General features: G+C 70.9%; 17 protein-coding genes. 5 read left to right on the top strand and 12 right to left on the bottom strand.

The window, feature by feature from the left end; all coding sequences use genetic code 11:
• Positions 1 to 125: 125 nt before the first annotated feature.
• A complete protein-coding gene (locus tag ABEB09_RS25750) occupies positions 126 to 1,295 on the top strand; it encodes a DUF7847 domain-containing protein (protein ID WP_345692287.1) in 1,170 nt (389 codons plus the stop codon).
• Here the strand turns inward: ABEB09_RS25750 and ABEB09_RS25745 are convergent.
• The 9 genes from ABEB09_RS25745 to ABEB09_RS25705 form a co-directional block, all read right to left on the bottom strand.
• Entirely contained in the window at positions 1,285 to 1,650 is a 366-nt protein-coding gene (locus ABEB09_RS25745) for a VOC family protein (RefSeq protein WP_345692286.1), read from the bottom strand. The genes ABEB09_RS25750 and ABEB09_RS25745 overlap by 11 nt on opposite strands.
• Positions 1,651 to 1,767: 117 nt before the next feature.
• On the bottom strand, positions 1,768 to 2,106 hold the full coding sequence (locus ABEB09_RS25740) for a metal-sulfur cluster assembly factor (protein WP_345692285.1): 339 nt from the start codon (positions 2,104 to 2,106) through the stop codon (positions 1,768 to 1,770).
• Positions 2,103 to 2,576, bottom strand: coding sequence for a Fe-S cluster assembly sulfur transfer protein SufU (gene sufU, locus ABEB09_RS25735; RefSeq protein WP_345692284.1), 474 nt, complete (start codon positions 2,574 to 2,576; stop codon positions 2,103 to 2,105). The genes ABEB09_RS25740 and sufU overlap by 4 nt, the downstream gene beginning before the upstream one ends.
• 15 nt (positions 2,577 to 2,591) lie before the next feature.
• Positions 2,592 to 3,848, bottom strand: coding sequence for a cysteine desulfurase (locus ABEB09_RS25730; protein WP_345692283.1), 1,257 nt, complete (start codon positions 3,846 to 3,848; stop codon positions 2,592 to 2,594).
• Positions 3,845 to 4,609 carry a Fe-S cluster assembly ATPase SufC gene (gene sufC / locus ABEB09_RS25725; protein ID WP_345692282.1) on the bottom strand — a complete coding sequence of 255 codons (765 nt, stop codon included), beginning with the start codon at positions 4,607 to 4,609 and terminating at the stop codon, positions 3,845 to 3,847. Before sufC ends, ABEB09_RS25730 begins: the two co-directional genes overlap by 4 nt.
• A gap of 7 nt (positions 4,610 to 4,616) precedes the next feature.
• Positions 4,617 to 4,934 carry a non-heme iron oxygenase ferredoxin subunit gene (locus ABEB09_RS25720; RefSeq protein WP_345692281.1) on the bottom strand — a complete coding sequence of 106 codons (318 nt, stop codon included), beginning with the start codon at positions 4,932 to 4,934 and terminating at the stop codon, positions 4,617 to 4,619.
• Positions 4,934 to 6,109, bottom strand: coding sequence for a Fe-S cluster assembly protein SufD (gene sufD / locus ABEB09_RS25715; RefSeq protein WP_345692280.1), 1,176 nt, complete (start codon positions 6,107 to 6,109; stop codon positions 4,934 to 4,936). Before sufD ends, ABEB09_RS25720 begins: the two co-directional genes overlap by 1 nt.
• 83 nt (positions 6,110 to 6,192) lie before the next feature.
• On the bottom strand, positions 6,193 to 7,608 hold the full coding sequence (gene sufB, locus ABEB09_RS25710; protein ID WP_345692279.1) for a Fe-S cluster assembly protein SufB: 1,416 nt from the start codon (positions 7,606 to 7,608) through the stop codon (positions 6,193 to 6,195).
• Positions 7,605 to 8,366, bottom strand: coding sequence for a helix-turn-helix transcriptional regulator (locus ABEB09_RS25705; protein WP_345692278.1), 762 nt, complete (start codon positions 8,364 to 8,366; stop codon positions 7,605 to 7,607). The genes sufB and ABEB09_RS25705 overlap by 4 nt, the downstream gene beginning before the upstream one ends.
• 181 nt (positions 8,367 to 8,547) lie before the next feature.
• Here ABEB09_RS25705 and ABEB09_RS25700 point away from each other — a divergent pair, with 181 nt between their 5' ends.
• The 3 genes from ABEB09_RS25700 (at position 8,548) to ABEB09_RS25690 (ending at position 11,265) form a co-directional block, all read left to right on the top strand.
• On the top strand, positions 8,548 to 9,474 hold the full coding sequence (locus ABEB09_RS25700; protein WP_345692277.1) for an ABC transporter ATP-binding protein: 927 nt from the start codon (positions 8,548 to 8,550) through the stop codon (positions 9,472 to 9,474).
• Positions 9,471 to 10,238 carry an ABC transporter permease gene (locus tag ABEB09_RS25695; protein WP_345692276.1) on the top strand — a complete coding sequence of 256 codons (768 nt, stop codon included), beginning with the start codon at positions 9,471 to 9,473 and terminating at the stop codon, positions 10,236 to 10,238. Before ABEB09_RS25700 ends, ABEB09_RS25695 begins: the two co-directional genes overlap by 4 nt.
• A gap of 61 nt (positions 10,239 to 10,299) precedes the next feature.
• On the top strand, positions 10,300 to 11,265 hold the full coding sequence (locus tag ABEB09_RS25690) for a COX15/CtaA family protein (protein WP_345692275.1): 966 nt from the start codon (positions 10,300 to 10,302) through the stop codon (positions 11,263 to 11,265).
• Positions 11,266 to 11,501: 236 nt separating this feature from the next.
• Here ABEB09_RS25690 and ABEB09_RS25685 read toward each other — a convergent pair whose 3' ends face one another.
• From ABEB09_RS25685 to ABEB09_RS25675, 3 genes are all read right to left on the bottom strand, one after another.
• A complete protein-coding gene (locus tag ABEB09_RS25685; RefSeq protein ID WP_345692274.1) occupies positions 11,502 to 12,581 on the bottom strand; it encodes an amidohydrolase family protein in 1,080 nt (359 codons plus the stop codon).
• Between the two features lie 97 nt (positions 12,582 to 12,678).
• The gene (locus ABEB09_RS25680) at positions 12,679 to 13,005 is read right to left on the bottom strand and encodes a hypothetical protein (RefSeq protein ID WP_345692273.1); all 327 of its coding nucleotides are present in this window, start codon (positions 13,003 to 13,005) and stop codon (positions 12,679 to 12,681) included.
• 96 nt (positions 13,006 to 13,101) lie between these two features.
• Complete coding sequence (locus tag ABEB09_RS25675; protein ID WP_345692272.1) at positions 13,102 to 14,043, bottom strand: heme o synthase; 942 nt, start codon at positions 14,041 to 14,043, stop codon at positions 13,102 to 13,104.
• 403 nt (positions 14,044 to 14,446) lie between these two features.
• On the opposite strand from ABEB09_RS25675, the gene tkt reads away from it, so the two are divergent.
• A complete protein-coding gene (tkt, locus tag ABEB09_RS25670; RefSeq protein WP_345692271.1) occupies positions 14,447 to 16,534 on the top strand; it encodes a transketolase in 2,088 nt (695 codons plus the stop codon).
• The last annotated feature ends 3 nt before the right edge of the window (positions 16,535 to 16,537 follow it).

Here is a 16,537-nt window from a genome sequence, read left to right as displayed (position 1 = left end):
CTCGGGTGTTCGTGGCGATGTCACACCCTCTGTTGTCACGGGACCCCACCCGGGTTCACGCGGGCCTGGCCCGGCTACCGTGTCCCGGTCATGCCGGGGGATCCGATGGGACGGGAGCAGCACGTATGACGCACGACATGGGGCGGGGAGCACCGGGGCAGCCCGGAGCCTACGGGCCGTACCCGCCGGGCGGGCCCTACGGGCCGGGCGGCTGGGCCCCGCCGCCGCCCGCGCCGCAGCCGGGTGTCGTACCGCTGCGGCCGCTGGACGTCGGGGACATCCTCAAGGGCGTGTTCTCGACGCTGGGGCGGTACTGGAAGCCGCTGTTCGGCAGCGCGCTCGTGGCGCACCTGGTGGCCGTGCTGGTGACCGGCGGTGCCCTGGTCGCCGCGTACCTGTCGTACGAGGACCTGCTGAACGCCTTCTGGGACGGGGTGCGCGCGGGCGGCACCGGTCTGCCGGACCCGGCGGCGCTGGGGCCGGTCATGCTGGCCTTCGCCGGGGTGTGGCTGGTGGGCATGCTGGCGATGGCCGCGGCCGGTGCCTTCGTGGCGGCGGCCTGCCCGGCGGTGCTCCAGGATGCCGCGATCGGCCGTCCGGCCCGCGTCGGGGCGGTGCTGCGCCGGGCGGCGTCCGCGCTGCTGCCGGTGCTGGCCTGGGCACTGCTCGGCGGTGTGATCACGATCGTGCCCACGGCCCTGCTGGTGACGGGCTTCTACGCCGTGCTGCTGGGCATGCTGACCCGCTTCGGCGGCCCCGACCTGCTGGACCTGCCGGGCTGGCTGGGGCCGCTGATGATGCTCGCCGGGGTGGCGCTGCTGCCCCTCGCCGTGTGGCTGTGGGTGCGGATCAGCCTGGTCCCGGCCGTGGTGGTGCTGGAGGCCCAGGGCCTGGTCGGCGCGCTGCGGCGCTCGGCGCTGCTGGTGCGGGGCTCCTGGTGGCGGATCTTCGGCATCCTGCTGCTGGGCGCCGTGCTGGCCGCGGTGGCGTCCGCCGTGCTGCAGCTGCCGTTCTCGTGGGCCGCGGCGGTGCCGGAGCCGTCGTTCGGCACGGATCCGGAGGCGTCGATGCCGTCGCTCGGGGGCGTGCTGACGCTCATGGCGACGTCGATGGCGTTCTCCATGGTGGGGCAGCTGGTGGCGCAGACCGTGACGGCGGCGTTCCCGCCGCTGGTGGCGAGCCTGCTCTACGTCGACCAGCGCATCCGTACGGAGAACCTGGCCGCGTCGCTGGCCGAGGCGGCGGGGATGCCGCGTCCGGCGCCGGCGGCCGCCCCGCCCACCGTCACGGAGTGAGCGCGGCCTGCGGGCGCAGCACGCAGAATTCGTTGCCCTCGGGGTCGGCGAGGACCACCCAGCTGACCTCGTCGCCCTGACCGACGTCGGCGCGCCGGGCGCCGAGCGCGAGGATCCTCGCGACCTCGGCGTCCTGGTCGTCGGGGGTCAGGTCCAGGTGCAGCCGGTTCTTGACGGTCTTGCCCTCCGGCACGGGCAGGAAGACGATCCCGGGCAGGGCGTGCGGCCCGGTGCCGATGACGACCTCCTCGTCGTCCTCGTAGAGGACCTTCCAGTCGAGGACCTGTGCCCAGAACCGGGCGAGACCCGCGATGTCGTGGGCGTCGATGCAGATTTGGTACAGCGAAACGGCCATGCCCCCCAGTGTGCCTGGGGTCCCCCCTGCTCGCAGAGCTCGGGGGAGGGCATGGCCGTCGCACCCGGACGCGGGTGCCGTGTCGCTACGGGGCCGCGCGCGGCTCCCGGTGGGACGTCAGACGTTGAAGCCGAGCGCGCGCAGCTGCTCGCGGCCGTCGTCCGTGATCTTGTCCGGGCCCCACGGCGGCATCCAGACCCAGTTGATCTTCAGCTCGTTGACGATGCCGTCGGTCGCGGCCTTCGCCTGGTCCTCGATCACATCGGTCAGCGGGCAGGCCGCCGACGTCAGCGTCATGTCCAGGGTCGCGATGTTGGAGTCGTCGATGTGGATGCCGTAGATCAGGCCGAGGTTGACGACGTCGATGCCCAGCTCGGGGTCGACCACGTCGTACAGCGCCTCGCGGATCTCGTCCTCGGTCGCCGGCTTCACCGCGGCGGTCTCGTTCTCGCTCATGCCGTCTTCCTCCCGGCCTTCTCGGGCTCCTCGCCCAGGGCCTGGGCCGTCGCGTCCTTCCATGCCATCCAGCTCAGCAGCGCGCACTTGACGCGGGCCGGGTACTTGGAGACGCCGGCGAACGCGACCGCGTCCTCCAGCAGGTCCTCCATGGCATCGTCCGGCTCGATCCTGCCCTTGGACTGCATCAGCTCCAGGAAGGTCCCCTGGATCTGCTTCGCCTCTTCCAGCTCCTTGCCGACGAGCAGCTCGTTGAGCACGGAGGCGGAGGCCTGGCTGATGGAGCAGCCCTGCCCCTCGTACGAGACGTCGGCGATCCGCGAGCCCTCGTACTTCACGCGGAGCGTGATCTCGTCGCCGCACGTCGGGTTGACGTGGTGCACCTCGGCGTCACCGGGCCGCAAGCCCCGCCCGTGCGGGTGCTTGTAGTGGTCCAGGATGACGTCCTGGTACATCGAATCCAGCTTCACGAAAGCGTCAGCCCCTCATCCGAAGAAGTTGCGGACGTGCTCCAGACCGTCCACCAGGGCGTCCACCTCGGCCGGCGTGGAGTACAGATAGAACGACGCCCGCGTGGTCGCAGGAATTCCGTACCGCAGGCAGACCGGTCGTGCGCAGTGGTGGCCGACTCGGACGGCGATGCCCTGCTCGTCGAGCACCTGGCCCACGTCGTGGGGGTGGATGTCGCCGAGCGTGAAGGAGATCGCCGCGCCCCGGTCCTCGGCCGTGGCCGGGCCGATGATGCGCAGGTCGGGAACCTGCTGGAGGCGCTGGATGGCGTACTCGGTGATCGCGTGCTCATGGGCGGCGATCCTGTCCATGCCGATCGAGGTGAGGTAGTCCACAGCCGCGCCGAGGCCGACGGCCTGGGCGATCGGGGGCGTACCGGCCTCGAACTTGTGCGGCGCGGGGGCGTACGTCGACGAGTTCATCGAGACGGTCTCGATCATCTCGCCGCCGCCGAGGAACGGCGGGAGGTCCTCCAGCAGCTCCTGGCGGCCCCACAGCACGCCGATGCCGGTCGGGCCGCACATCTTGTGGCCGGTGAAGGCGACGAAGTCGGCCTGGAGCGCCTGGACGTCCAGCGCCATGTGCGGCGCGGCCTGCGAGGCGTCGATCAGGACGAGCGCGCCGACCTCCTGGGCGCGGCGCACGATCGCCTCGACCGGGTTGACCGTGCCCATGATGTTGGACACCAGCACGAACGAGACGATCTTCGTCTTCGGCGTGATGATCTCGTCGATGTGGGAGAGGTCGAGCCGGCCGTCGTCGGTCAGCCCGAACCACTTCAGCTTCGCGCCGGTGCGCTGCGACAGCAGCTGCCACGGAACGATGTTGGAGTGGTGCTCCATCTCCGTGATGACGATCTCGGTGTCGGCGTCCACCCGGTAGGGCTCGTCGGCCCAGCCCAGCATGTTCGCGACGAGGTTCAGCGACTCCGAGGCGTTCTTGGTGAAGATCACCTCGTTGCGGCTGGGCGCGTTGATGAAGGCCGCGACCTTGTCGCGCGCGCCTTCGTACAGCTCCGTGGCCTCCTCGGCGAGGACGTGCACACCACGGTGGACGTTGGCGTTGTGCTGCTCGTAGTACTCGGCCAGCACGTCCAGGACCTGGCGCGGCGTCTGCGAGGTTGCCGCGTTGTCCAGGTAGACGAGCTTCTTGCCGTCGTGGAGGACGCGGTCAAGGATCGGGAAGTCCTTGCGGATCGCCTCAGTGTCGAGGAGGCCCGGAAGCTGTGTCACGCGGATACGCCACCCTTCGTGTACGCCTCGTAACCCTCGGCCTCCAGCTTGTCGGCCAGCTCGGGGCCGCCCGACTCGACGATTCGGCCGCCGGCGAAGACGTGGACGTGGTCCGGCTTGATGTAGCGAAGGATACGCGTGTAATGCGTGATCAGCAGGGTGCCGACCTCACCGGTCTCGCGGACGCGGTTGACGCCCTCGGAGACGATGCGCAGCGCGTCGACGTCGAGGCCGGAGTCCGTCTCGTCGAGGATCGCGATCTTCGGCTTGAGCAGCTCCAGCTGGAGGATCTCGTGGCGCTTCTTCTCACCGCCGGAGAAGCCCTCGTTGACGTTGCGCTCGGCGAAGGAGGGGTCCATGTTGAGGCGCTCCATGGCCTCCTTGACCTCCTTCACCCAGGTGCGCAGCTTGGGGGCCTCGCCGCGGACGGCGGTGGCGGAGGTGCGCAGGAAGTTGGAGACCGAGACGCCGGGGACCTCGACCGGGTACTGCATCGCCAGGAACACGCCGGCGCGGGCGCGCTCGTCGACGGACATCTCCAGGACGTCCTCGCCGTCGAGGGTGACCGTGCCACCGGTGATCGTGTACTTGGGGTGGCCCGCGAGAGAGTAGGCGAGGGTCGACTTGCCGGAGCCGTTGGGGCCCATGATGGCGTGGGTCTCGCCCTGCCGGACGGTCAGGTCGACTCCCTTGAGGATCTCCTTCGTGGTGTTGTCGGCCTCGACGGAGACGTGCAGGTCGCGGATTTCAAGCGTAGCCATGGGTGACTCAGGACTCCTGGGTGACGGAGACGAGCACATCGTCCCCTTCGATCTTGACGGGGTATACGGGGACGGGGCGCGTCGCGGGAAGGCCGGACGGCTTGCCGGTGCGGAGGTCGAAGCTGGAGCCGTGCAGCCAGCACTCGATGGCGCAGTCCTCGACCTCTCCCTCCGACAGGGAGACGTTCGCGTGCGAGCAGATGTCGTTGATCGCGAACACCTCGCCCTCGGTGAGGACCACGGAGACCGGCGTGCCGTCGATCTCCACCCTCTTCGGGGTGTCCTCCTCCAGCTCGCTCAGGCCGCAGGCACGGACGAAGGCCATCAGACGGACGCCTCCAGTTCGGCCTCGATCTTCTCGATGAGCCGCTGCTCGACGTCCTCCAGACCGATCTGCTGGACCAGCTCGGCGAAGAAGCCGCGGACGACGAGGCGGCGGGCCTCGGCCTCCGGGATGCCGCGGGCCATCAGGTAGAAGAGCTGCTCGTCGTCGAACCGGCCGGTGGCGGAGGCGTGGCCGGCGCCGGCGATCTCACCGGTCTCGATCTCCAGGTTCGGCACGGAGTCGACCCGGGCGCCGTCCGTGAGGACGAGGTTGCGGTTCATCTCGTACGTGTCGGTGCCCTCGGCCGCCGCCTGGATGAGGACGTCGCCGATCCACACGGCGTGCGCGTCGTCGCCCTGCAGGGCGCCCTTGTAGACGACGTTCGACTTGCAGTGCGGGGTGTTGTGCGTGACGAGGAGGCGGTGCTCCTGGTGCTGGCCGGCGTCGGTGAAGTACAGGCCGAACAGCTCGGCCTCGCCGCCCGTGCCGGCGTACTCGACGCGCGGGTGGATGCGCACGACGTCACCGCCGAAGGTGACGACGACGGACTTGAACGAGGCGTCCCGGCCGACCAGCGCGTTGTGCTGGGCGACGTGGACGGCCTTGTCGGCCCAGTCCTGGACGGAGACCACGGTGAGCTTGGCTCCGTCGCCGAGGACGTAGTCGACGTTGGCGGCGAGGACGGCGTCACCGGTGTGGTCGATGACGACGACGGCCTCGGCGAAGGCGCCGACCTCGACGACGAGGTGGCCGAAGGAGGTGCCGCCGTCGCCGTGCACGGCGATGCGCACGGCCTCGGGGAGCACGGCCTCCTTGGGCACGGTGACGACGGTGGCCTTCTCGAAGGAGGAGTACGCCTGGGCCGCGACCCGGTCCACGGGCTTGCCGGCCCTGCCCAGCCGCTCGTCGTCGCGGCCGACGGTCTCGACGGTGACGCCGTCGGGCGCCGTCACCTCGACCCGCACGCCGTCACCGGCGGCGACGGCGGTGCCGTCGTGCAGCCCGCGCAGCCGCTCCAGCGGCGTGAACCGCCACTCCTCCTCACGGCCGTGCGGGACCGGGAAGTCCGCGACGTCGAAGGACGGGGGGGCGCTCATGCGGGTGGCGACGGTGGACTCCGCGGCCACCGCGATGGAGCCGGCGGTGGTGGAGCCCACCGGGATGTTGTCAGCCATGGCTGTCGTGGTTTCTCTTCCTACGTGCGTACGTCGTCAGGTCGTGCGGCTGCCGGACGGGGCAGCGGGCGGGGCGGGGCGTACTAGCCGACCGCGCCCTCCATCTGCAGCTCGATCAGCCGGTTGAGCTCCAGCGCGTACTCCATGGGCAGCTCCTTGGCGATCGGCTCGACGAAGCCGCGCACGATCATGGCCATGGCCTCGTCCTCGGAGAGGCCGCGGCTCATGAGGTAGAAGAGCTGGTCCTCGGAGACCTTGGAGACCGTGGCCTCGTGGCCCATGGACACGTCGTCCTCGCGCACGTCGACGTACGGGTACGTGTCGGAGCGGGAGATCGTGTCGACGAGCAGCGCGTCGCAGAGCACGTTCGACTTGGACCCCGGGGCGCCCTCGCCGATCTCGATGAGACCGCGGTAGGAGGTCCGGCCGCCGCCTCGCGCCACCGACTTGGAGACGATGTTGGAGGAGGTGTTCGGGGCCATGTGGACCATCTTGGCGCCGGCGTCCTGGTGCTGGCCCTCGCCCGCGAAGGCGATCGACAGGGTCTCGCCCTTGGCGTGCTCGCCCATCAGGTAGACGGCCGGGTACTTCATGGTGACCTTGGAGCCGATGTTGCCGTCGACCCACTCCATGGTCGCGCCCTCGTACGCCACGGCACGCTTGGTGACCAGGTTGTAGACGTTGTTCGACCAGTTCTGGATGGTCGTGTAGCGGCAGCGCGCGCCCTTCTTGACGATGATCTCGACGACGGCGCTGTGCAGGGAGTCCGAGGAGTAGATCGGGGCGGTGCAGCCCTCGACGTAGTGGACGTAGGCGTCCTCGTCGACGATGATCAGCGTCCGCTCGAACTGGCCCATGTTCTCCGTGTTGATCCGGAAGTAGGCCTGGAGCGGGATGTCGACGTGCACGCCCTTCGGCACGTAGATGAAGGAGCCGCCGGACCACACGGCCGTGTTCAGCGACGCGAACTTGTTGTCGCCGACCGGGATGACCGTGCCGAAGTACTCCTGGAAGAGCTCGGGGTGCTCCTTGAGGGCGGTGTCCGTGTCGAGGAAGATCACGCCCTGCTTCTCCAGGTCCTCGCGGATCTGGTGGTACACGACCTCGGACTCGTACTGCGCGGCGACACCGGCGACGAGGCGCTGCTTCTCCGCCTCGGGGATGCCGAGCTTGTCGTACGTGTTCTTGATGTCCTCCGGCAGGTCCTCCCAGGACTCGGCCTGCTTCTCGGTGGACCGGACGAAGTACTTGATGTTGTCGAAGTCGATGCCGGACAGGTCGGAGCCCCAGGTCGGCATGGGCTTCTTCTCGAACAGGCGAAGACCCTTCAGCCGCAGCTTCAGCATCCACTCCGGCTCGTTCTTCTTCGCGGAGATGTCGCGGACGACGTCCTCGTTGAGACCGCGCTTCGCCGTGGCACCGGCAGCGTCGGAGTCGGCCCAGCCGTACTCGTACCGACCCAGGCCCTCGAGCTCGGGGTGGCTGATCTCGGTGGTCATGCGGGGTTCCTCCCGGCCGTGCTTGCGGATGCTGATGGTGTGGTCTGTGGGGTCTGTGCTGCTGTCTGCGTCTTCGCGGTGCCGTGCGGGATGACCGTCGTGCACACGCCGTCGCCATGGGCGATGGTGGCCAGCCGCTGCACGTGCGTGCCGAGCAGTCGGGAGAAGATCTCCGTCTCCGCCTCGCACAGCTGCGGGTAGCGCTCCGCGACGTGGATGACCGGACAGTGGTGCTGGCACAGCTGCTGCCCGACCGGCGCGTTGCGCGCCGTCGCAGCGTACCCGTCGCCGGTCAGGGCCTTGGCCAGCGCTTCGGCGCGGCGCTCGGGCGGTGCGGACTCGACGGCCTCGCGGTACGCCTCGACCTGCGCCTCGATCCGGTCGCGGGCGAACGCCGCGACGGCGGCCTCCCCGCCGGCGTTCTGCTCGATCCAGCGGAGGGCGTCGACGGCGAGCGTGTCGTACGACTGGTCGAAGGCGTCGCGGCCGCAGTCCGTGAGGGCGAACACCTTGGCGGGACGGCCACGGGTGCGGGCTCCGTAGACGCGCTGTTCGCGCGGGGCGACGACGTCGTCCGCGACGAGTGCGTCGAGGTGCCGGCGCACCGCGGCCTGGGTGAGGCCGAGTCGCTCGGCGAGCTCCGCGACGGTGGAGGGCCCGTGGTCCAGGATGGACCGCGCGACCCGGTTGCGCGTGGAGCGCTCCCCGGTCGCGAGTTCCTCCGCTGGTGCCGCGGGAGTCCCACCGACGTTTTTCACAACGCCATTGTTGCGTAATTCCGAAGAGCGTGACAAGCCGCGTCGCGGCCGCCCCGTGGTGCCGTGCATCACTTAGGGAAACCTAACCTGACCTGCGGAAACGATCACCGGGCCGGTCCCCCGGGTCCGCGCCCGGACCCGCGGGACACGCCACCCGAAAGGCTCTCTAGACTTCGTTCCCATGCGAAAAGAGCCGGTCGTCCAGGTACGTGGCCTGGTGAAGCGGTACGGGACCAGGACCGCCGTCGACGGCCTCGACCTCGACGTCCGTCCGGGCACCGTGACCGCCGTCCTCGGGCCCAACGGGGCCGGCAAGACCACCACCGTCGAAACCTGCGAGGGCTACCGGCGCCCGGACGCCGGCACCGTGCGCGTGCTCGGCCTCGACCCGGTGCGCCAGGCCGCCGAGCTGCGGCCGCGCATCGGCGTGATGCTCCAGTCCGGCGGCGTCTACTCCGGCGCCCGCGCGGACGAGATGCTCCGCCACGTGGCCCGGCTGCACGCCCACCCGCTGGACGTCGACGCCCTGATCGAGCGCCTCGGCCTCGGCTCCTGCGGGCGCACCACGTACCGCCGGCTGTCCGGCGGCCAGCAGCAGCGCCTGGCGCTCGCCATGGCCGTCGTCGGCCGCCCCGAGCTGGTCTTCCTCGACGAGCCGACCGCCGGCCTCGACCCGCAGGCCCGCCGCTCCACCTGGGAGCTGGTGCGCGAGCTGCGGGCCGACGGCGTGAGCGTGGTCCTCACCACCCACTTCATGGACGAGGCCGAGGAGCTGGCCGACGACGTCGCGATCATCGACGCCGGCCGGGTCGTCGCCCAGGGCAGCCCCGAGGAGCTGTGCCGCGGCGGCGCCGAGAACTCCCTCCGCTTCACCGGCCGCCCCGGCCTCGACCTGGGCTCCCTCCTCAAGGCCCTCCCCGACGGCACCGCGGCGGCCGAGCTGACCCCCGGGGCGTACCGCATCAGCGGCACCGTCGACCCGCAGCTGCTCGCCACGGTGACCACCTGGTGCGCCCAGCACGGGGTGATGCCCGACGGCATCGCCGTCGAGCGCCACACGCTGGAGGACGTCTTCTTGGAACTGACCGGCAAGGAGCTGCGCGGATGAGTACCGGTACGTACGCGCCGAAGCCCGGCGCCGCTCCCCTGGGCCGCATGATCGCGGCGCAGACCGCGCTGGAGACGCGCATGCTGCTGCGCAACGGTGAGCAGCTGCTGCTCACCGTGGTCATCCCGTCGCTGCTGCTCGTGCTGTTCTCCACCGTCGACATCGTCGACACCGGCGACGGCAGGGCCGTGGACTTCCTCGCGCCCGGCGTGCTCGCCCTGGCCGTGATGTCGACCGCCTTCACCGGACAGGCCATCGCGACCGGCTTCGAGCGCCGGTACGGGGTGCTCAAGCGGCTCGCCGCCTCGCCGCTGCCGCGCTGGGCGCTGATGGCCGCCAAGACGCTGTCGGTGCTGGTCACCGAGGTGCTCCAGGTGCTGCTCCTGACGGCGATCGCCTTCGGCCTGGGCTGGTCCCCGCACGGCGACCCGCTCTCGGTGCTGCTGCTCCTCGTCGCCGGCACCGCGGCCTTCTCCGGCCTCGGTCTGCTGATGGCGGGCACGCTCAAGGCCGAGGCCACGCTGGCCGCGGCGAACCTGGTCTTCCTGCTGCTCCTGGTGGGCGGCGGGGTCGTCGTCCCGCTGGAGAAGTTCCCCGAGGCGGCCCGCTCGGTGCTGGAGCTGCTGCCGATCTCCGCGCTCTCCGACGGCCTGCGCGACGTGCTCCAGCACGGCGCGGGCGTGCCGTGGGGGGACCTCGGCATCCTGGCGGTGTGGGCCGTTCTGGGCCTCGGCGCGGCGGCCCGGTTCTTCCGCTGGGAGTAGGCGCGTCCGCTTTTGGGACCCCTCGTGAATCCATGCACAAGCGGCCGCCTACGATAGGCGCGTGCTGACCCCCCTCGCCTTCATCGCCCAGCGCTGGACGCCCTCGCCCCGGACGATCCGGCGGGCCACGCTGGCCGCCGTCCTCATGACCGTCGTCATCATCGTCACCGGCGGCGCCGTCCGGCTGACCGGCTCCGGCCTGGGCTGCGACACCTGGCCGAAGTGCACGGACGACAGCCTGTTCGCCACCCCGGAGCAGGGCATCCACGGGGCGATCGAGTTCGGCAACCGCATGCTGACGTACGTGCTGTCCGCGGCCGTCGGCTGGGCCATCATCGCCACCCGCTCGGCCAAGCCGTGGCGGCGGGGGCTGACCCGGCTGGGCTGGCTCCAGTTCTGGTTCGTCATGAGCAACGCCGTCATCGGCGGCATCACCGTGTGGACGGGCCTCAACCCGTGGACGGTCGCCGGTCACTTCATCGCCGCGAACGGCCTGCTCACGGTCGCCGTGATCACCTGGGTGCGGGCCGGCGAGGGCGACGCCCCGGCCCGGCCGCGCGTCCCGGGGCCGGTGCGGAAGCTCGGCTGGGCGCTGGTCCTGGTGTCGGGCGCACTGATCGTGGCGGGCACCGGTGTGACGGGTTCCGGCAAGCACGCGGGCGACAGCAGCGACGTTCCGCGCATGCCGTTCGACTACGAGACGGCCGCCCACGTCCACGCGGCGTTCGCGTGGGTGGTGTGCGCGCTCGGCGTCGCCATGTTCTTCGTCCTGCGGGTGGTGGACGCCCCGGACGACACCCGGGCCCGCGCCCGTGACCTGCTGCTCGTGCTGCTGGCCCAGGGCGGCATCGGCTACCTGCAATTCTTCACCGGGGTGCCGGAGATCCTGGTCGGCGCCCACATGCTGGGCTCGGCGCTGCTGTGGATCGCGGTGCTGCGGCTCGCGCTGAGCCTGCGGGAGCGCCCGCACACCGCCGTCCCGGTGCCCGCCCAGGCGGACGGCGCGACGGTGTCGGCCGGCGCCTGACGCAGGCCCCGTACGGTCGGCCAGGGAGTGTCCGGCGGGTCATGCCGACATCGCTGGGCGGTGCCTTTGACTGCTGGTGAGCGGGGTCTGGTGCGTGCGGCTGCAAGGCGGAGGAGGAAGGGATGGCGGAGCCATCGCGACCGACGACAACGCCGCTGGGGGTCCCCCCTGCCCGTCAGGGCTTGGGGGAGCGCGTGCCAGACCCCGCGGCCCAGGCATGATCCGCCGGACACGACCTAGCCCAGCCCGTACACCCGCCGGGCGTTGCCCGAGGCGAGCATCGTGGCGACGCGTTCCGCGTCCGTACGGGACCAGGCGCCCGCGCAGACCCAGTCGGCCAGCACCCGGCCCAGCGCCTCGTGGAACGCGCGGGCGGCCACCACGTGCAGCTCGGGCAGGCCGCGGGCGCCGCTGGAGAACAGCAGCTTCCCGAAGGGCGCCAGCTCCAGGGTCTCCGCCAGCACGGCCGCCGCACGCGAGCCCGTGCGCCCCAGGGCGGCGCCCAGGTCGGCGTACACGTGCGGGAAGAGGCTCGTCAGCTGCGCGGCCTGCCGGTGGTACGGGTAGCCGTGCAGGATCACCAGGTCGGTGCCCAGCCCGCCGGTCGCCGCGGCGAAGTCGCCGAGCGCCATGGGGTCGTCGGGCCCCGCGTGCAGCTGCAGGGGGCGTCCGGAGGCGACGGCGATCCACAGCAGGTGGCGCAGCAGCACGTGGTCGGTGAGCGGCGCTCCCGCCCTGCGCCCGGCCAGCCACCGCCCGGCCGCCCCGCGTACCTCGCCGGGTCCGGGCGGCTCGGGTGTGAGGGCGAGGCCGTGCCGTACGGCCGTGGTGCAGGAGAAGGCGACGGCCGAGGCGGCGGCGCCGTGGACGGCCTCGGAGAGGTTGGCGAGGAGTCCGTCGACGGTGCCGGACGTGTCCGCGACCTGCTGGGCCAGCGGTTCGAGGCGGACGATCTCGTGGGCGTCGGCGAGTGAGGCGGCGGCGATCTCGGCGGGGCCGGTCAGATCGCCGTGCGGGGCCGTGTCGACGAGGTACGTGGAGATGCCCGTGGCGCGCAGCAGCAGCCGCTCCGCCTCCGGGGCGCCGAGTTCCCGGCGCCGGGCGAGGTAGCGGGCGGGCGGGCAGTGCGGTTCCAGGCCGAGGAGCGGCGGGCACCAGCGCCGTACCGCGAAGCCGGTCTGCGTGTCGAAGAACGTGGTGCCGGACGCCGGCGGCCCGGCGTCCCCGGCGAGCTGCGCCTCGAAGGTGCCGAGGCCCAGCTCCGTGCGGAGCACCCCGTGGCAGTACTGGTCCACCAGCGTCGGGGTGTCGATCATGTGCGGGGCTCCCTGGGAGGACGCGGCCGTTGCACACGTCCTAACGGGTGAACCCGCTCCGAGGTTGTCGCCCGGGTCGTCGCGGGCGGCCACGGACTTACTTGTTGGAGGGCCCGCCCAGCTGGATTCCGGCCATCCGGGTCCACTCGTACGGGCCGGTGCGGACCTTGGCGGCGAAGTCGCCGTCGAAGGTCTCGTGGAGGGTGATGCCCGCCTTCTCGGCGGCGCCCTGGGCGATCGCGTGGTTCGGGGCGACCAGGTCGCCCCAGCCGCCGTCCTCGCCGACGAGCACGATGCGGGTGCCGGCCTGCCCTATGTAGGCGAGCTGGGCCTCGGCGCCGCCGTGCTGCTTGGCGAAGGCCTGGATCCGCTTGGCGAGCTTGGCCGCCTTGCGCTCCGCCTGCTTGGTGGTGGTGTCTGCCATGAACAGGATGCTACCGACGGGTAGATCAATCGGCGACGGGCGGGCCACGTGGTCTTAGCCACGCGACCCGCCCGTCGGGACGTTCGACCGGTGCGGCTACCGCAGGAAGGGGTCCACCGCGACGGCGAGGAACAGCAGCGACACATAGGTGATGGACCAGTGGAAAAGCCGCATCTCCTTCAGTTTGGCGCCCGTCTCGCCCGACCGGGCCCGGTTCTGCAGCGCGTGCGCCTCCCACAGCCACCAGCCACCGGTGGCGAGCGCGACGACCGTGTAGAACCAGCCGGTGTAGCCGAGCGGCTGGAGCAGCAGCGAGACGGCGACCATGACCCAGCTGTAGAGGACGATCTGCCGCGCCACGACCTTGTTGGAGGCGACGACGGGCAGCATCGGCACGCCCACGCGCGCGTAGTCCTCCTTCACCTTCATGGACAGCGGCCAGTAGTGCGGCGGCGTCCAGAAGAAGATGACGAGGAACAGGATGACGGCGGCCCAGGACATCGAGTCGGTGACCGAGGACCAGCCGATGAGGACCGGCAGGCAGCCGGCGATGCCGCCCCAGACGATGTTCTGCTTGGTGCGGCGCTTGAGGATCATCGTGTAGACGACGACGTAGAAGAGCAGCGCACCGAGCGCGAGCCAGGCCGAGAGCCAGTTGACGAAGAGGCCGAACCAGAGGGTCGACACGACGCCGAGGGTGAGGCCGAAGACCAGGCCCTCGCGCGGCGAGACCACGCCGGTGACCAGCGGGCGCTGCGACGTGCGGTCCATGAGCGCGTCGATGTCGCGGTCGATGTACATGTTGAGCGCGTTGGCACCGCCCGCCGACAGATACCCGGCGAAGCAGGTGTGCAGGACGAGCCAGAGGTCCGGGACACCCTGTTCGGCGAGGAACATCACGGGTACCGTCGTGATGAGCAGCAGCTCGATGATTCGCGGCTTCGTCAGGGCCACGAAAGCCTTGACGCGGGCTCCCCGTGGCTGCTTGCCCGAGTTCCCCCCGATCATCCCCGCTGGACGGGATTCGACGGCCGTCACGCACACCCCTGACAGAGACATCCCAGCGAGCCCGCCCGGAGAAACGGTGAAGGGGCGGTAAGGACTCGCGCGTACCACGCCACTCTAGACGTTGCCCCTACGCCGCCCTTCGCGGGGGTCGGTCGTGTTGACCGCGCTGCGGGGGCGGGCGGCACAAAGGGCCGGCGCGGCGCTCGGATGAGCGCTCGAACAACGGGGGGTGGACACCGGATGAGCGATCGGATGAGCGGCTCCGTATTCACCTGCTGAATGCGCCCGGATCCTGTCAGCAGGCGGTCACGCTCAGGTACCGGCACCCTGGAAAGAGCCGGAAAATTGCGCGTTCTTACGGGATAGGCTCGTCAACGGCCGGTGCGACCGACGTCATCGGCATGCGACATGTGGAGAGGAGCCCTGACCGAGGGTGAGCACCAAGCCGACCACCACAGACCTCGAGTGGACCGAATTGGACCAGCGTGCCGTCGACACCGCCCGTGTCCTGGCCGCGGACGCCGTACAGAAGGTCGGCAACGGCCATCCTGGTACGGCCATGAGCCTGGCCCCGGCCGCGTACACGCTGTTCCAGAAGGTGATGCGTCACGACCCGGCGGACCCGGAGTGGACCGGCCGTGACCGGTTCGTGCTGTCCGCGGGCCACTCGTCGCTGACGCTCTACACCCAGCTGTACCTGGGCGGCTTCGGCCTGGAGCTGGACGACCTGAAGGCCTTCCGCACCTGGGGTTCGAAGACGCCGGGCCACCCGGAGTACGGCCACACCAAGGGCGTCGAGACGACCACGGGCCCGCTGGGCCAGGGTGTCGCCAACGCCGTGGGCATGGCGATGGCCGCCCGCTACGAGCGCGGCCTGTTCGACCCGGAGGCCGCCCCGGGCACCTCCCCGTTCGACCACTTCGTGTACGTCGTCGCCGGTGACGGCTGCCTCCAGGAGGGCATCGCCGCCGAGGCGTCCTCGATGGCCGGCCACCAGAAGCTCGGCAACCTGATCATGCTGTGGGACGACAACCACATCTCGATCGAGGGCGACACCGAGACCGCCGTGTCCGAGGACACGCTGAAGCGGTACGAGGCGTACGGCTGGCACGTGCAGCGTGTCGAGCAGCAGGAGAACGGCGACCTCGACCCGGCCGCGCTGTACGCGGCGATCCAGGCCGCCAAGGCGGAGACCGGGCGTCCGTCGTTCATCGCGATGCGCTCGATCATCGCCTGGCCCGCGCCGAACGCGCAGAACACCGAGGCCTCGCACGGCTCGGCGCTCGGCGACGAGGAGGTCGCGGCCACCAAGCGCGTCCTGGGCTTCGACCCGGAGCAGACCTTCGAGGTCTCCGACGAGGTCATCACCCACACCCGGCGCGCCCTGGACCGGGGCCGTGAGGCCCGTGCCGCCTGGGAGAAGGACCTCCAGGAGTGGCGTGCCGCCCACCCGGAGCGCGCCGCCGAGTTCGACCGGATCTCCGCGGGCGAGCTGCCCAAGGGCTGGGAGGAGAAGCTCCCCGTCTTCGAGACCGGCAAGGGCGTCGCCACGCGCGCCGCGTCCGGCAAGGTCCTCCAGGCGCTCGGCGGGATCATCCCCGAGCTGTGGGGCGGCTCCGCCGACCTGGCCGGCTCGAACAACACGACGATCGACAAGACGTCGTCGTTCCTGCCGGAGGGCAACCCGCTGCCGGAGGCCGACCCGTACGGCCGGACGATCCACTTCGGTATCCGTGAGCACGCCATGGCCGCGGAGATGAACGGCATCGCGCTGCACGGCAACACCCGGATCTTCGGCGGCACCTTCCTGGTGTTCTCCGACTACATGCGCAACGCGGTCCGCCTGTCCGCGCTGATGCACCTGCCGGTGACGTACGTGTGGACGCACGACTCGATCGGTCTCGGCGAGGACGGCCCGACCCACCAGCCGGTGGAGCACCTGGCGTCGCTGCGCGCGATCCCGGGTCTGAACGTGGTCCGCCCGGCGGACGCGAACGAGACGGCGATCGTGTGGCGCGAGGTCCTCAAGCGCTGGACGAAGGAGTTCGGCAAGGGCGCCCCGCACGGCCTCGCGCTGACCCGCCAGGGCGTGCCGACGTACGAGTGGAACGAGGGCGCCGCGAAGGGCGGCTACGTGCTCACGGACGCCGAGGGCGGCGAGCCGCAGGTCGTACTGATCGCCACGGGTTCCGAGGTGCACCTGGCCGTCGAGGCGCGGGAGCAGCTGCAGGCCGCGGGCGTGCCGACGCGCGTCGTGTCGATGCCGTGCGTCGAGTGGTTCGAGGAGCAGGACCAGGGGTACCGGGACTCGGTGCTTCCGCCGTCGGTGAAGGCCAGGGTGGCGGTGGAGGCCGGTATTGGTCTGACGTGGCACCGCTACGTGGGCGACGCGGGCCGGATCGTGTCGCTGGAGCACTTCGGCGCCTCGGCCGACGGCAAGGTCCTGTTCCGCGAGTACGGCTTCACCCCGGAGGCGATCGCCGCCGCCGCGCGGGAATCGATCGAGGCCGCGGCGCGCTGACGC

The organism is Streptomyces coeruleoprunus, from assembly GCF_039542925.1.
Classification (GTDB): Bacteria; Actinomycetota; Actinomycetes; order Streptomycetales; family Streptomycetaceae; genus Streptomyces; species Streptomyces coeruleoprunus.
Note: the sequence above shows the minus strand (reverse complement) of the source record. Positions and strands in the feature narration are given on the sequence as shown.

What these genes read in the sequence shown, in the direction of transcription:
- ABEB09_RS25695 (WP_345692276.1), top strand. Translation starts at nt 9,471, where the DNA reads ATGAGTACCGGTACGTACGCGCCGAAGCCCGGCGCCGCTCCCCTGGGC.
- ABEB09_RS25700 (WP_345692277.1), top strand. Translation starts at nt 8,548, where the DNA reads ATGCGAAAAGAGCCGGTCGTCCAGGTACGTGGCCTGGTGAAGCGGTAC.
- sufB (WP_345692279.1), bottom strand. Translation starts at nt 7,608, where the DNA reads ATGACCACCGAGATCAGCCACCCCGAGCTCGAGGGCCTGGGTCGGTAC.
- ABEB09_RS25745 (WP_345692286.1), bottom strand. Translation starts at nt 1,650, where the DNA reads ATGGCCGTTTCGCTGTACCAAATCTGCATCGACGCCCACGACATCGCG.
- ABEB09_RS25750 (WP_345692287.1), top strand. Translation starts at nt 126, where the DNA reads ATGACGCACGACATGGGGCGGGGAGCACCGGGGCAGCCCGGAGCCTAC.
- ABEB09_RS25685 (WP_345692274.1), bottom strand. Translation starts at nt 12,581, where the DNA reads ATGATCGACACCCCGACGCTGGTGGACCAGTACTGCCACGGGGTGCTC.
- ABEB09_RS25740 (WP_345692285.1), bottom strand. Translation starts at nt 2,106, where the DNA reads ATGAGCGAGAACGAGACCGCCGCGGTGAAGCCGGCGACCGAGGACGAG.
- ABEB09_RS25680 (WP_345692273.1), bottom strand. Translation starts at nt 13,005, where the DNA reads ATGGCAGACACCACCACCAAGCAGGCGGAGCGCAAGGCGGCCAAGCTC.
- ABEB09_RS25720 (WP_345692281.1), bottom strand. Translation starts at nt 4,934, where the DNA reads ATGGCCTTCGTCCGTGCCTGCGGCCTGAGCGAGCTGGAGGAGGACACC.
- sufD (WP_345692280.1), bottom strand. Translation starts at nt 6,109, where the DNA reads ATGGCTGACAACATCCCGGTGGGCTCCACCACCGCCGGCTCCATCGCG.
- sufC (WP_345692282.1), bottom strand. Translation starts at nt 4,609, where the DNA reads ATGGCTACGCTTGAAATCCGCGACCTGCACGTCTCCGTCGAGGCCGAC.